The 14721-nt window shown below is 58.9% G+C and carries 13 protein-coding genes and 1 tRNA gene; 6 read left to right on the top strand and 8 right to left on the bottom strand.

The genetic code is table 11. From position 1 onward, the window contains the following. Window positions 1–84: 84 nt before the first annotated feature. On the top strand, window positions 85–459 hold the full coding sequence (locus ACMGGQ_RS13055) for a type II toxin-antitoxin system RelE/ParE family toxin (protein WP_069718932.1): 375 nt from the start codon (window positions 85–87) through the stop codon (window positions 457–459). Beyond that, window positions 443–745 (top strand): XRE family transcriptional regulator, encoded by a 303-nt coding sequence (locus ACMGGQ_RS13050; RefSeq protein WP_069718933.1) that lies wholly within the window; start codon window positions 443–445, stop codon window positions 743–745. Before ACMGGQ_RS13055 ends, ACMGGQ_RS13050 begins: the two co-directional genes overlap by 17 nt. A 73-nt stretch (window positions 746–818) precedes the next feature. On the opposite strand, the gene ACMGGQ_RS13045 is transcribed toward ACMGGQ_RS13050, so the two are convergent. Next, window positions 819–1751: a LysR substrate-binding domain-containing protein gene (locus ACMGGQ_RS13045; RefSeq protein ID WP_196346870.1), complete on the bottom strand. Its 933-nt coding sequence runs from the start codon at window positions 1749–1751 to the stop codon at window positions 819–821. 141 nt (window positions 1752–1892) lie between these two features. Here ACMGGQ_RS13045 and ACMGGQ_RS13040 point away from each other — a divergent pair, with 141 nt between their 5' ends. Then, window positions 1893–2282, top strand: coding sequence for a RidA family protein (locus ACMGGQ_RS13040; RefSeq protein WP_414455678.1), 390 nt, complete (start codon window positions 1893–1895; stop codon window positions 2280–2282). Window positions 2283–2472: 190 nt separating this feature from the next. Here the strand turns inward: ACMGGQ_RS13040 and ACMGGQ_RS13035 are convergent. The 6 genes from ACMGGQ_RS13035 to ACMGGQ_RS13010 form a co-directional block, all read right to left on the bottom strand. Beyond that, window positions 2473–2548, bottom strand: a tRNA-Asn gene (locus ACMGGQ_RS13035). 164 nt (window positions 2549–2712) lie between these two features. After that, window positions 2713–4902 (bottom strand): TonB-dependent siderophore receptor, encoded by a 2190-nt coding sequence (locus ACMGGQ_RS13030; RefSeq protein WP_420290136.1) that lies wholly within the window; start codon window positions 4900–4902, stop codon window positions 2713–2715. 26 nt (window positions 4903–4928) lie between these two features. Next, window positions 4929–6254, bottom strand: coding sequence for a lysine N(6)-hydroxylase/L-ornithine N(5)-oxygenase family protein (locus ACMGGQ_RS13025; protein ID WP_223539215.1), 1326 nt, complete (start codon window positions 6252–6254; stop codon window positions 4929–4931). Next, entirely contained in the window at window positions 6251–7993 is a 1743-nt protein-coding gene (gene iucC / locus ACMGGQ_RS13020) for an aerobactin synthase IucC (RefSeq protein WP_420290135.1), read from the bottom strand. The genes ACMGGQ_RS13025 and iucC overlap by 4 nt, the downstream gene beginning before the upstream one ends. Next, entirely contained in the window at window positions 7990–8937 is a 948-nt protein-coding gene (locus ACMGGQ_RS13015; protein WP_420290134.1) for a GNAT family N-acetyltransferase, read from the bottom strand. Before ACMGGQ_RS13015 ends, iucC begins: the two co-directional genes overlap by 4 nt. Further along, a complete protein-coding gene (locus ACMGGQ_RS13010) occupies window positions 8937–10679 on the bottom strand; it encodes an IucA/IucC family protein (RefSeq protein WP_420290133.1) in 1743 nt (580 codons plus the stop codon). Before ACMGGQ_RS13010 ends, ACMGGQ_RS13015 begins: the two co-directional genes overlap by 1 nt. Window positions 10680–10817: 138 nt before the next feature. On the opposite strand from ACMGGQ_RS13010, the gene ACMGGQ_RS13005 reads away from it, so the two are divergent. Next, window positions 10818–12029: an MFS transporter gene (locus ACMGGQ_RS13005; RefSeq protein ID WP_420290132.1), complete on the top strand. Its 1212-nt coding sequence runs from the start codon at window positions 10818–10820 to the stop codon at window positions 12027–12029. On the opposite strand, the gene mtfA is transcribed toward ACMGGQ_RS13005, so the two are convergent. Then, window positions 12026–12823: a DgsA anti-repressor MtfA gene (gene mtfA, locus ACMGGQ_RS13000; RefSeq protein ID WP_048223906.1), complete on the bottom strand. Its 798-nt coding sequence runs from the start codon at window positions 12821–12823 to the stop codon at window positions 12026–12028. The two genes, ACMGGQ_RS13005 and mtfA, sit on opposite strands and share 4 nt — an antisense overlap. Window positions 12824–13039: 216 nt before the next feature. Between mtfA and ACMGGQ_RS12995 the strand changes: the two genes are divergently transcribed. Next, the gene (locus ACMGGQ_RS12995) at window positions 13040–13186 is read left to right on the top strand and encodes a DUF2256 domain-containing protein (RefSeq protein WP_071530926.1); all 147 of its coding nucleotides are present in this window, start codon (window positions 13040–13042) and stop codon (window positions 13184–13186) included. After that, window positions 13183–14712, top strand: a complete 1530-nt coding sequence (locus ACMGGQ_RS12990; protein ID WP_420290131.1) for a cryptochrome/photolyase family protein — start codon at window positions 13183–13185, stop codon at window positions 14710–14712. The genes ACMGGQ_RS12995 and ACMGGQ_RS12990 overlap by 4 nt, the downstream gene beginning before the upstream one ends. Window positions 14713–14721 lie beyond the last annotated feature (9 nt).

The following is a 14721-nucleotide window of genomic DNA, read 5'->3' as shown; positions in this document are numbered from 1 at the left end:
CATGAATCATGCACATTCTCTCAGGATAATTGCTGCTATAGCTTTACTGCTATATAGCTTTTGATCTATATTCACGGAGGAAGTGTGTGGACAATTAACACGACGGACAGGTTTGATTGCTGGTTTCGTTCACTTGACGATACTGACCGGGCCTGCGTGCTGGCAGCACTGCTTGTTTTGCGAGAAAAGGGGCCGGCTTTGTCGAGACCCTATGCCGATACGCTTAAAGGCTCTCGTCACAGTAACATGAAAGAGCTGCGCATTCAGAGTAAGGGCGATCCGTTGCGGGCATTTTTCGCGTTTGACCCAAATCGAACCGGCATTGTGCTTTGTGCTGGCAACAAGGCAGGCAACGAAAGACGATTTTACGATGAGATGCTTCTGGTGGCTGACCGGGAATTCACTCACTGGTTGAATACATTAAAAGAGAGGACGTTGCGCGATGGGCAGAAACCTTGAGCAGCTTATAGCGGATGAAAAACCGGATGTTGTTGCCAGCGCTCAGGCAATGGCGGCCGACATTTTGCTTAACATTCACCTGGCAGAGCTACGTGAAAAGGTGCAAAAAACGCAGGTTGAAATGGCGCAGGCGCTGGGCATCAAGCAGCCCACCGTCGCGATTATGGAAAAGCCAGGGCGCGATCTGAAACTCTCTTCACTTAAGCGCTACGTTGAGGCAGCGGGTGGAAAGCTTAAGCTTGACGTTGAGCTGCCGGATGGCTCGCACTATGAGTTTGTGCTGTAGGGCAAAAGCAGCTTTTTCAAATTTAGCTCCTCTGACCGGGAGCGCCTTTGCCAGTAACGGGCGAATAAATAAGCTAAATCTCATTTCCCTTTCTATTGGTGTTGGGGACATGCTGCTGCATCAATTCAACGATCCAATCAATAAAAACGCGCAGTCTGGCGTTGACATGGCGGTTAGGCGGAAATGCCAGGTACAGGGGCATTGGCTTAATACGCCAATGTTCGAACAGCCGAATCAAGGAACCACAAGCCTGATGCGCTTCTGCCATATAGACCGGCAGCGCAATCACGCCTAATCCCGCTAACCCAGCTTCGAGGTAAGCATTGCCATCATCCACTGCAAGCACGTAGCTGCCCTTGATTTCAATATGTTCACTCTCTCTGTGCAGTACCAGAGGATCAATCTTACCGGTGCGTGAGGACAAGAATCCCACTATGCGATGGTCGGTGTTTTCCAGCTCACGCGGATGCGCAGGGGAGCCAAGGCGTTCCACATAGCTCGGTGCGACGTAAACACCGATTTGCAAATCGCCGACATGGCGCGCGATCAGGGACTGGTCGTTGATTTCGCCACCGCGCAGGACGCAATCCACGTTGTCGCCGATCAGATCCACCACCCGGTCACTCACGCCCAGGTCGAATTGAATATCAGGATAGCGTGCGTGAAAAGCCGGCAGCGCGGGCACCAGCACCAGGCGGGCGAGAGGAGTGGGCACATCTATCCGCAGGCGTCCCCTGGGCGTCATCGTCGCGCTGGACAGGCTGTTTTCAGCATCTTCCATGTCCGCCAACAGGCGGATGACGCGCTCGTAGTAGATCGCGCCATCGGGAGTGACGCCGAGCCTGCGGGTGGTGCGATGGAGCAATTTGACGCGCAGGCGCGCTTCCAGTTGCTGAATAAGCTGCGTCACCGTGGTTTTGCTCATATGAAGCGTTTGGGCAGCCTTTGTGAAACTGCCTGCCTCCACCACGCGAGCAAAGGCGCGCATCGCATCGAAACGATCCATCACTTGTCCTCTCTTTTAACCGATTGTTTGGATATTACAAACAATGATGGACAAAGTCGCTTGTTTATCCGCCCGATCTGGCGCCTGTAAAGTGTCTGTATGTTCACCGGGCAGATTTCGCCCCATTACAAAGGTATAAATATGACAGCACGCGAAGCAGTTTTCCCCTCCGGTCGGCAGGCGCTCTATGAGCGCAATCGGTATTCACCCGCCATCAAATCCAACGGTTTCTTGTTCGTTTCGGGGCAGGTGGGTAGTCGCGAGGATGGTTCGCCTGAGCCCGATCTGAAAGCGCAGGTCAGGCTGGCCTTCGATAATCTTAATGCTGTCCTCGCGGCTGCGGGCTGCACGTTCAGTGACGTGGTTGACGTGACCCTCTTTGTCGTCGACCCCGAGTCAAACCTCGACGCTATCTGGAGTATCCTGCCAGAATATTGGGGGGAAGCGCCTTACCCTACGTTGACGGGGATCGGCGTGACGTGGCTGTACGGATTCCAGTTTGAGATAAAGGTGATTGCCCGGCTGCCCTGAGCGTTATGAGCTTTCCGCCAGTCGAAAATAAGACAGAGGAAAAATGATGAAAGCAGCGGTTTATTGCCCGGTGGCGCTGCGCTTACCGTGCCTACGGTCCCGTAGGTCGGGTAAGGCGAAGCCGCCACCCGACAATTTTACCCGACGCAGAAAAGCAAAAAGCCTGCTTCAAAAGCAGGCTTTTCAAATTTGGCTCCTCTGACTGGACTCGAACCAGTGACATACGGATTAACAGTCCGCCGTTCTACCGACTGAACTACAGAGGAATCGTGTGAACGAGGCGCATAGTAGCGACCTCACTACGCCTTGTCAAAGGGTGAAAACGCACTTTTCGTTCGTTTGCCGACAATTTCAGCAAATCGCTGATTTTATAGTAAATTTGCTTCGAAATTACACAGCAAATTGCGCCGCCCGCAGGCGGCGCGCAGGATTAGAACAGAACGGAGTAGTTCAGACCAAACGTCCGCCCGCGGCCTTTGTAGGTATAAAGACCCGGTGCACCGTAGGTTGGGCTATACAGCCCCGGCGCGCGCTGGCCCCAGGCGGTGGTGTAGTCTTTGTCCAGCAGGTTTTCCACGCTGAAGCTGACTTTACCCACCGGCAGGGCGTAGCTGCCCAGGAAGTCGACCGTGTTGTAGCCATCGATCTTCTTGCCGTCGGCGTCAGAGACGTCAAAGGTCTGCGTGCTCTGTACGCGCAGGGTCCAGTCGCCCGGCGCCCAGTTGACCCACGCGCTGGCTTTTGACGGGCTGGCGCTGTCGACCGTCAGCTTCTCCCATTTCCCGTTTTCGCGGGTTTCAGACTTAATGGCGTTAAAGTTCGCGCCCGTGCTCCAGTCGCTGTCGGTGAAGAAATAGTCCACCTGACCTTCCACCCCGAAGATACGACGCTTGTCGTCTTCCAGGTTGATGGTCATGTCCGTCTTGTTGATGGTGATGGTTTTATCCGAGAGCGAGTAATACGCCGCAACCTGCGTGCGCAGGTTATCCCCGGTGTAGCGCCAGCCCAGCTCATAAGCGTTGACCTTGATACCGTCCAGCTTCGAGTCGTTCACGTTGACGCTGTTCAGCAGGCGATAGTGACCGTTGCTGAGCTGATAGGTCCCGGAGCCGTAGTACTTCGCCAGGTCCGGAATTTCGAAGCCCTGGGAGAAGTTAAACCATACCTGCTGCTGTTCGGTCAGGCGACCAAGGATCCCGGCGTTAAACAGGAAGTTGTTGTAATCGGTTTTCCCACCCGGCACCGCGTCGGCGGAGGTGGCTTTCCCGGTAGCGATGGCCTGCTGCTGGGTGTAACCGACAAAATCGTCCACCTTGTTCTCGGTGTACTGGTAGCGCACGCCGCCGCTCAGGGTGATGGCGTCAATATCGTAGCTGGCCTGCAGGAACGGGGCGAGGTTGGTGATGCTGTAGCCCGGGTAGCGGCCCACGTTGTAGGCGTTATCCAGCTCCATGCCGCCGCTCGCTGCAGCTTTGCTCAGGTTAAAGAACTGCTGGTTGGCGTCGAAGGTTTCGTGGTCGGCATCCATACCCCAGGTCAGCGTTAAATCGTCCACCGGCTTGCTGTTCAGCGTCAGCTTGCCGCCGTAGAAATCAGTTTTCTGCTGCGACGCGCCGATGCTGCTGACCACGCCTTTGGTCAGGGTCGGGAACGGATAGTAGGTCAGGCTCTCGTCGCGATAGTAAATCTGCGCGACCAGATCCTGGCCCCAGAAATCGGTATTGGAGTACTGCAGGTTGATCAGATGGCGCTCGGTACCCGGCACGCGGTCAGAATCGAGGTTACCTTTGTTGTACGCGGTCGCATCCCCCGTGACCGCCGAGAAGTTCTTCCCGAGATACAGACCATGCTTGCCGTCGGACTCGCTCTTGTAGTACTGAGTGGTCAGTTGCAGCTGCTGGTGATCGTCAATATTGAGGGTGCCTGTGCCCATCACATCGATACGGTCGGAATACTGTAAGCCGGTCTGGGTGTTATCAATAATCACCTCGTCGCCGTTGCCATCATACCAGCCGCCGTAGCGCTGATACGACACCGACAGACGACCGGAAGCCTTATCGTTGCCGCCGCTGACCGCTGCCGATACGTTCTCATCATGGTCGTTGTGGCTGTTGAACCCGCTTTTAGCACCCGTCTGGAACTCGACTTCGGTCTCAGGCTGGCCCTTTTTGGTAACGATATTCACCAGACCGCCGGTGCTGCCGCCGCCGTAGAGTGACGTGGCACCGGAGATGACTTCGATACGGTCAATGTTGAACGGATCGATAGAGTCGAGCTGGCGGCTGTCGCTGCGGGACGAGTTCAGGCGCACGCCGTCCACCATCACCATCATGGAGCGGCCGCGCAGGTTCATGCCGTAGTTGGTACGTCCCTGGCTGCTGACGTCCATACCCGGGATCAGCTGTGCCAGCACTTCTTTAATCTCTTTCCCGCCCTGAACCTGCTGCTCAATTTCAGCCCGCTCAATAACCCAGGTGGTCTGCGCCATCTCCGCCACGCTGCGGTGCGCGCGGCTGGCGGAGACCACGATATTTTCTTCCTTTTGTTCTTCCGCCCACGCAGAGGTAGAAAGCATTGCAAGCAAGCAAGGATTTAAAACCCAAAGATGAGAACGTTTCATTGTTATGTTGACCCTGATTGTGTGTGTCAGTACTCGGTGGTTTTTGCTAATGATTTAAAAACCTGACTGTTCTCCGGGCTGGTGGTGCTTCGCCAGTGGATAACGCCAGGGGTGGTAGCCAGCTCAAACGGCTCGTCGGCGTGCGCGCGATTCAGAATGCGCGCCGCGCGCCAGGCCATCAGGCTGAGCTGGGGTTCGGCAATGCCGAGACGGTGCATCCCGGCATTCACGGCGAACAGGCGGTTGCTCTGCGGACCGTCCCATTCGAGGGTGAAATCGTTGTTGATGCAGAAGGCTTCGTCCGTATCCAGATGCAGGCGGTGAGACAGCGGCGCCAGGAACGCAGGCTGCACGGCGCGATAGCCGGTGGCAAAGATCGTCACGTCGCTCTCCAGCTGCTCGCGGCCGCCGTCAAGGTGATGCTGTATGCTCAGGCGCTGGCCGTTTTCCAGGCGCGTCAGGGCTGTCACCGAGCGGGACGGCATCAGGTGCGCCCAGGGTTTTTCACGCAGTACTTCGAAGCGGTGGTACATGGCGCGGTAAATCGCCAGCAGGGACTCGGTGGTGATGCCGTCGGAGGTCATCTTCTGCTCGTGCAGCATCTGCCGACGCGCCTCTTCACCGAGTGTGGAGAAGCTGTCCACGTACTCCGGCGTGAAATACTCGTTAGCAAAGGCGGCTTCATCCAGCGCGTTGTAGTTGTTGCGGCGCGAGACCCAGTTCAGGCTCAGCGGCTGGCCCCATTCGCCACGGAAAATATTCAGGAACAGGTCGGCGCCGCTCTGGCCGCCGCCGACGACGGTGACGCGCTTGCCCGTAAGATCCGGCGTGCGCAGCATCATCTCGCTGGCGTGGAAGCAGGTATCGTCCTGCACGGTGACGCAGTCCGGCAGGTTGATCTGCTTACCGATCCCTACGCAGACGTGGCGCGCCAGGAAGCGGTCGCGCTGGGTCACCACCTCAAACAGGCCGCTTTTCTCATCAAAGCTCACCTGCTGTACCTGCTGGCTAAAGGACAGGTTGGTGAGGTTGTCCGCCGCCCAGCACAGGTAATCGGCAAACTCTTCCCGCGAAACGGTGCGCTGTTCGGTGGTCAGGAAGCGGTAGAACTTTTTACGCTGCACCAGGTAGTTCAGGAAGCTGTGGCGGTTGGTCGGCTCCACGGCGCTGACCAGATCCTTCAGGAAGCTGGTCTGCATGTGGCAGTCCGGCACCATCATTCCCGGGTGCCAGGAAAAGTGCGGTTTGCGCTCAAGAAACAGCGAACTAAAGCCGTCCAGCCCTTCCGCCAGCGCGGCGATGCTGAGGTTAAACGGGCCGATACCAATGCCGATGAAATCATAGGTTTTCATTGCGCTGACTCCCGGGAGGCCAGAAAAAGAGGGTTATCAAGGTCGGTGACGTAGTTCGGCAGCATGCGGCTGCCGCCGTCGTGTTCGGAGAAGGTCAGTTTGACCGGGTTGAGGATCACGCGAATAATCTGCGGCTTAAACAGGTCGAACTTCGCGAAGCGATCGGCAAGCTCGGGGTGCGCGGCCATATAGCGGTGCAGAACCCCGGCGAGGATCTGATAGAAACGCGTTTCGCTGACGCCGCTTTGCAGCGTGAGGCGTGAGATAAAACGCAGCACCGTCACAAAGTTGCCGGTTTGCAGATCGTGAATGATGTAATCCGCGCTCAGGCGCGCCGTAACGGCCTTCACCTGTTCCGGCAGGCTCTGGGCCTGAGGAAAATCTTCATCCACCAGGCGCATATCGCCCTGAAAATCCTTCAGCAGGATGCGCTGCGGGATATAATCCTTCATCACCAGCGTCACGTTCTGGCCGTGGGCGATCAGCGCCACGCCGTAGCGGCAGAGCAGGTGATAGAACGGGATCACCGATGCCTCAAACAGCTTTTCCAGCCATGCCTCGGCGCTTAACCCGGAGCGGCTGATCCACGCGTCGATCAGCGCACACCCGGCGTTGTCGGTTTCCATTAGCGCCGCCAGGAGCACCGCCTGTTCGCCGTCCTGCAGATAGCAGGACGGGTTCTCGCGCCAGATCACGCCCAGCATCTCCTGATAGCGATAGGGCGCTTTCGGCAGCGCCGCATAGCCCGGGTGCGACAGGTATCCAGCAGCGGGCTCACCCAGCACCTGCGCGCCAGAGCGGGCAAGCGTGGCGTCGCTGGCGAACTGCTGCTGCAGCCAGCGCGAGGCCAGCGGCCCGGCGGCAATGTATTTGCCCGGAATACCGCGATAGCAGGAGGTGTTGTAGATCGTCAGCGGGAGCTTGATGTCAAACGGCGCGCGACGGCTGGCGTTGGTGAGCGTGCGCAGGGACTGCTGCGCCAGGTACTCATCGCCAAACTCGCCCAGCTCAACCATCTCACCGCGCGCCAGCTGCGCCAGGAAATGAATGGCGATCTTCTGCTGCCATTGCCACGGGTGCAGCGGCACCGGCAGCCAGCTCTCGTCGAGACCCAGCGCCTGCCAGCGGGCGTCAAAGCGGGCGCGCTCGGCGTTGTCCATGGCGCTGGCCAGCAGGGCGCTGATATCGCAATCGACGTCGCTGCTCCAGATCAGATGCTCCCGCTGAACGGCAACCCAGTGCAGACGAAAACGTCCGCGATACTCAGGCGCGTACTGACGCAGCGCGTCCAGACCCCAGCCGCGGCGGCCTTTGTTGAAAATAAACTTCGGGTGGCCGCGCATCAGGCACTGTAATTCGTCCGGATCGAGGTGGATCAGCGCGTCCGCGTCCAGCGCTTCACGCGCCTGCAGCAGCTGTATGTCGCCACGCAGCGTGGCGTAGAGATCTTCCATGTGCTCCGCCGTCTGCGCGTCGCTCATCTCCAGCACCGTCGCCAGCTGCAGCAGCGCGCTTTCCGCTTCGACGGCATCGCCGCTGGCGGTGGTCAGGCTGTCCGGGTCGATATGCAACCAGCCCCAGATCCCGCGCGTGGCGCAAAACTGCCAGGACTCGTTGCCCATGGTGATGCGCCAGGCGTCAGACGCAAGCGGCTCGGCGCGCAGGGTGCGTTCATACTCCAGCTCGGCGAGGATCTTCGCCACCATCTCGCGGTTCACTTTTTCCCAGAGCGCGTTCACAGGCCCACCTCGCTGAAGAAGCGGTGACGCTGGCTCATAATGAGACGCGAGCGCTTGTGCGGGAAGTCGAACTCTTTCACCGTGTCGAAACCGGCAGAGTCCAGATGGCGGAACAGGCGCTGGTTGTCGAAGCGCGGCTCGGCGACAATCCGCGTGGTGCGCGGTTCATCGAGATACAGGTAGTGGCTCAGGCCGCGCAGCCAGCTGCGGATGTACTGCGCACCGCGCCAGTTCTCTTCGCCCACCAGCATGTGCAGCCCGCGGTCAAACGGCTGCCAGCGGTAGTGGCGGCCAATGCGGTCTTCCGCCGCCCAGTAGAGTTCAAAATAGCCGAACGGCTGGTCGTCGAAGCAGCCGATAACCGGGTAGCAGTAGGTCGAGTCGAGCTGACGGCGCAGGTAGTTTTCCTGCTCGGCCTGCGGGCCCGCCATCTCCCAGAAGGCGTTCACGCGCGGGTTGTTCATCCAGCGGGTAAAACGTTCGCCGTCCAGCGCCACGTCGGCCACGCGGAAGCTCAAAGTGCGCTTTATTTGCGGATCGTAACGGCGATACACCTCGCCCTGCGGGCGACGAGGACGCAGCGGGAAGTACAGTTGACGGCTCTCGTCAAACTGCATTCCGCCGCTCGCCTGATGCCGTTCGCCTTTCAGCCACAGCGACAACTGCCAGAAGGCATCGCGCGCCAGATAATCACCATGGGCCAGGCCAAACAGCGCCTGCGCCTGGGGTTCATCCTGCCAGTCCGCCCACGGCAACGTAATGCCGGTCAGCGCGGGGGCGGCCACAAAAAGCTGATCCAGGGCTTCCACCAGCCAGCCGTCCGGGATCCCCTTCAGACGCTCCAGCACCGCGCTGCCGTCGAGACCCAACGCCAGCGGCAGGGTGCGATCCGTTGCGGTGCAGCGAAAGCCATAGCCGGAATGGACGATATTCGCGATAGCCATCACGCCTTCTCCTTGTAGAACGGGTTGCTAAAGTCGAAATAGATCACCGCCGGATCGGCGATGGTGTTTTCATTGCGATCGTGCAAGTAGCAGAAGAAGTTGCCTTTGCAGTTCCAGGTCGGGCTGTCGAGCACGTAGTCGAGGCAGCGGGTCTGCTTCGCCGTGCGGCGCAGTTCCGCCAGCGCGTCGCGCACCCGGGACATCAGGCTCTCCTCGCTGTCAAAACCGGCGGCAGCAAGGGCGGCGGTAACGGCAAGGGTAGAGTTCAGCAGCAGGTAGTAAGGGAAGTAGCGCAGCAGCTGGCTCTCGCCAAAGCGGTTTTCCACCTCAGTTTCGCCAGCTTCTTTCAGCCACGCGTCGGCGCTTTCGGTCCACGCGCTGCCCTGGCAGTCGCGATAGATCAGCCCGACCGGGAAATCCTGCTGCATCTCAACGAGGATATTTTGCTGGTGCGCCAGCAGGACCAGACCGTAGTCCGCTTCGGCGCTGAACAGCGGAAGCAATACGCGGCCGCAGTAGGCGTCCAGCCAGCAGCGGGCGGCATGGGCGAGCGGTAAATCAAGACGCTGGCTCAGACGGCGCACCGCCGCAGCGAGCAGGCTGTCACCGCCGTCCGGCGCGGCCTGCGTCAGGCTCACCAGCACGTTGGTCTGGGTGGCTGGCGTATCGAACAGCAGATTAACGCGCAGGGCCATCAGGCTCTCTTCCTGAATGACGCCGCTGTCATCGCGCAGTCCCGCCCAGCCGTCCTCCTGCATCACGCGCATGGTCGGGTAGCGCGCCTGTAATTCCTGCCAGCGTTCCGTTTTTGCCAGACGCGCCAGGCGCATGCCGCGCTTCACCTCTTTCACCGACAGCGTGCGCACGGAGTTGGTCAGGCGCACGCTGAGGGAGAACTTAATCATGTCGCTGTTGGTCTCGCTGTACAGCGAGCGGGAGGAGCTGGTGGGCAGCCACTGTGCGCCCGCTTCACCCAGATCCTGCAGTGAACCGTTTTCCGCCAGACGCTGGCACCAGTCTTGCTCCAGCAGATAGTCGGCTTGCCACGGGTGCATCGGCAACAGCCAACGGGTGTCGGTGAAGTGGCCGAGCAGCTCGGGCGCGCTCTGGGCCGCAAAGCGCAGCAGACGTTCACGCAGGGAGACGTTCAGGCTGTCGCCGGCAACGAGCGTGCTCTCAACGGCAAACCAGCGCAGCGGGAAGCGGGAGGCGAAATCAGGCAGGTAGCGACGCGCCTCGGTTTCGTTGAACGGCTCGTGCGACTTCGGTGCCGGATGAAACGCATGGCCGACCAGCAGCGCCTGTTCCGCGTCGGCAAACGTCAGCGGCTTATCGCGCAGGGTTGCCCAGCGGTGGCGTAAATCAATCGCCTGCCATGTATGGACATGGCTTTCGAGAACGCGCTGCTTAAAACGCGCCAGCGTATCGGCATCCAGCGAGCCTTTTACGGACGGTTTTTCAAGAATTAAATCAACCAGTTGAGAGAATGTGACGGCGTCACTGCGGTCGCTGTTGCTCTGAATAAGCGTTGCCGGGAAACGGTACTGATGATGCTGGGTGGGAGAGAAATAGCGTACCGGCACCCGAAGCGCCTGGGTTTGGGAAAGCGGGATATGGATCTCAGATAGCGCATCCGCATCGGTAGCGGGGAGATAGCGCCAGTCCTTCGTTTCGCGCAACAGGGCGTTTAAAAAACACTGGGCTGCAACGTCTGTACCGGCGGCGCGGAGCAGAGCACGCATAGATGTACCTCATTCCATGATTGATAATAATTCTCGTTATGATATTCATTCTGTTTACAGTCGCAACCATTTTTGCAATATTTGTTTTCATAAACTTCATAATTTCCACACATTTATTGACACTATGTTCACATTCTCATGCGCGCTGACTCTGAAACCTTGACGGAAAACGTCACCTCAAAAGCTAACTGGCCCCTGGCGCTATCTGCGGGTTTACTGGGCATCGGGCAAAACGGTTTGCTGGTGATGCTCCCGCAGCTGGTCACCCTGACCGGGCTGTCACTCTCGGTCTGGGCCGGGCTGTTGATGTTTGGATCCATGCTCTTTTTACCGGCATCACCCTGGTGGGGGCGTCAGAGCGAGCGGAAGGGGTGTAAGTCCGTCATGCTGGCCTCACTAAGCGGCTATCTGGCCAGTTTTGTTGTGATGGCGCTGGTGGTCTGGGCGATGGCGGCCGGAAGGCTGGATACGGTCTGGGGGCTGGCGGGGCTTATATTCTCGCGCCTGCTCTACGGACTGACGGTCTCGGGGCTGGTGCCTGCGGCCCAGACGTGGGCGATTCAGCGTGCGGGACTGGAGAAAAGAATGGCGGCGCTGGCGACGATCAGCTCCGGCCTCAGCTGCGGGCGTTTGCTCGGCCCACCGCTGGCGGCGCTGATGCTCAGCGTTAATCCGGTGGCGCCGCTCTGGCTGATGGCGGTTGCGCCGCTTATCGCTCTGCTGCTGGTGCTTCGCGAAGTCGCTGACCCGCCGCTGCCACCGGTAGCCCACCAGGCAACCCGCCTGCAGGCCTCCATGCTGCCGTTCCTGCTGCTGGCGCTGCTGCTGGCGGCGCTGGTGAGCCTGATGCAGATTGGCCTGTCACCGCATCTTAGCCCGTTGCTGGACGGTAACGCTCGGGAGATCAGCCATCATGTCGCGCTCCTGCTGAGCCTGGCCGCGCTGGCCACGCTCGCGGCACAGTTTCTGGTGGTCCGCCCGCAGCATTTCAGCCCGGTGACATTGCTCTGCATCGCGGCGGTGCTGATGGTGGCAGGGCTTGGGCTGATGTCTGTTGCCGGTTTAATGTTGTTCTACGTGGGGATTGTTATCACGTCACTCGGGGCGGCGATGGCCACGCCGGGCTACCAGCTTCTGCTGAACGATCGGCTGACGACGGGGAAAGGCGCGGGCGTCATCGCCACCAGCCACACGTTAGGCTACGGCGTCAGCGCACTGCTGGTGCCGGTCGTGACGCGCTTTTACGGGGAGCAGGCTTTAACAGTGGCCGCATGGGGAATGGCGGTGCTGTTTTTAGCCCTGAGCATAGGGGTATGGTCAACTGAGCGTACCCCTGCTGAAAAAGCTTAATGAACCTGGCGGGACGAATGCCCGCCAGACCCCTCATTCTGCCGCAGGCGCTGGAGCGGATCCTGCTGATAAAACTGGCAGAAACGTTGCCACAGGGCCGGGAAACGGGGCGCGAAAAGCTCTGGCGCGCTGAAGAAATACTCGGAGAGCACCGCAAAGCACTCAGCCGGGTCGGTTGCCGCATAGGCGTCAATGCTGGCCGCGCTCTCGCCCACAAGGTCTATTTCATCCTGAATGTTATCCATCGCCGCGTGCAGGTCGTGCTCCCAGCCCGCGACCTCGCGAAGCGGGATCAGCGGAACGCCGCTGGCGCGATCGCCGTTGCGGGTATCCAGCTTGTGCGCCACCTCATGAATAATCAGATTAAAACCGGAGGCGTCGAACGAGTCCTGAATATCGAGCCAGTTGAGGATTATCGGCCCTTGCTGCCAGCTTTGTCCGGATTGCACCACGCGCTGGTTATGCACCAGTCCAATGTCGTCCTGCCATTCGTCATCCACCACGAACGGCGCGGGATAGATAAGCACTTCGTGGAAACCGTCCAGCCACTCAATGCCGAGTGCAAGCACCGGCAGACAGAACAGCAGGGCGATGCGGGCGTTTTTCAGGGGATCGAGTTCAAACCCCTGCAGTGGCACCAGGCGTTTTTGCTGTAAAAAACGATCCGCCAGTTGAACCAGCTTCGATTGTTCATCCGGGTTTAGGTTAGCCAGAACAGGGATCGTCAGCGCGTCATCCCATGGCAGCGCTACATCCCGGCCAGCCTCATTCGTTTTCCAGGGCCACTTTATCATCGCTTTGCTCGCAAACTCGTCACTTGAACAAAAATGGGAAAGTCAGGTTCGGTTAAGATGCCAGAAAATCGCTCACTGCGACAAATCCAGCCTGAATAAACTATCATTTCGTACGTAGCGGTGGGTAGCGGTTTGCGGGCATCACCTTCATTTTGTGAAGTCTGTCGTGGCCTTTATCCGCAGGTGGGGTGAATTAATCAGTGCGGTATTGAAAAGATGAGCGATTTCAAAGGTAACAAGCAGGACCTGCCCAGTCGACTGTGTGTGCACTGCCAGCGGCCCATGACGTGGCGCAAGAAATGGGCGAAATGCTGGAATGAGGTTAAATACTGTTCTGAGCGTTGCCGCAGGAGCCACCGTTGACCGAGCTGCGTCTGATCCTGGGCGATCAGCTTAATCCGCATCACAGCTGGTTTGATACCTGCAGTTCGAACGTCATTTACGTGATGCTGGAACTCCGGGCAGAAACCGCCTACGTGCTTCATCACGCCCAGAAAGTTATCGCTATCTTCGCCGCCATGCGCGCGTTTGCCTCTGCATTAAAAGAGAAGGGGCATCGGGTGAGGTATGTCCGACTCTCCGATGGCTCAAACCGCGGCGCGCTGGAAGACAATCTCAACGCGCTTGTCGCGCATTACGGCGCGGACAGGGTGATATGGCAGGAGCCCGACGAATGGCGTCTTGATACGCAGCTGCAGGCGTGGGCGAAGACGGTCTCCGTTGAAACGGCCTGCGTCAGCAGTGAGCATTTTTTCACCATTCGGGAACAGGTCAGCGCGTTCTTTGCGTCACGCAAAAGCTGGCGAATGGAGTACTTTTATCGGGAAATGCGTCGTCAGCACGGCGTCCTGTTAACCTCTGAAGGCGAGCCGGAAGGGGGGAAATGGAATTTCGATGCTGAAAACCGCAAGCGCTGGTCCGGCGAGCCTCCCGCGCCGGTGGACGCGCGTCCCTGCCACGATCGTTCCGCCTTATGGGCGGAGATCCAACGCTGCGGCGTAAAGACCTTCGGCGAACCGCAGGCCGACAATTTTCGCTGGCCGCTCAACCGTGTGGAAGCCAAAGCCAGGCTGGATGATTTTATCGCGCACGTGCTCCCGCAGTTTGGAAACTGGCAGGACGCGATGCACGCGGAGGAACCTTTTCTTTTCCACTCGTTAATTTCATTCGCGCTGAACGCTAAAATGCTTAATCCGCGGGAAGTGGTCGCGGCCGCCCAGCAGGCGTGGCGTTCGGGCCACGCGCCGCTGCCTGCCGTTGAAGGGTTTATCCGACAAATTCTCGGCTGGCGGGAGTATGTGCGCGGGATCTACTGGTCGCAGATGCCGGGCTATCGGGAGCTGAATGCCTTAGACCAGCACGCCCCGCTGCCGGACTGGTTCTGGACGGGGAAGACGCAGATGCGCTGCCTGGCGCATGCCGTTGGGCAGTCGCTCACCGAGGCTTACGCCCACCATATCCAGCGCCTGATGGTCATCGGAAACTTTAGCCTGCTCAGCGGCCTGTCGCCGCAGGCGGTCCATGAATGGTATCTGGGCGTCTATATTGACGCCTTTGAGTGGGTGGAGCTGCCCAACACCCTCGGCATGAGCCAGTTTGGCGATGGCGGGTTACTGGCCAGTAAACCCTACGTCTCGAGCGCGTCATATATTCATAAGATGAGTAATTACTGTCAGGGGTGCCGGTATCAACACAACCAGCGTACCGGCGAGCAGGCGTGCCCCTTCAATGCCCTTTACTGGGACTTCTTTGCGCGCAATAAGGCGCGTCTCGGTAACAATCCCCGCCTGGGCATTGTCTTTAAACAGCTAGCGGACATGACGGAAGAGGATCGGCAGGCCATTGCGGACCGCGCGGGGTACGTCCGCCTGCATCTCAACGACCTCTGATCGGTATTT

This window comes from Enterobacter sp. BNK-13 (genome assembly GCF_048685015.1).
Lineage (GTDB): Bacteria > Pseudomonadota > Gammaproteobacteria > Enterobacterales > Enterobacteriaceae > Enterobacter > Enterobacter quasiroggenkampii.
This window is presented reverse-complemented; position numbering and strand designations above follow the sequence as displayed.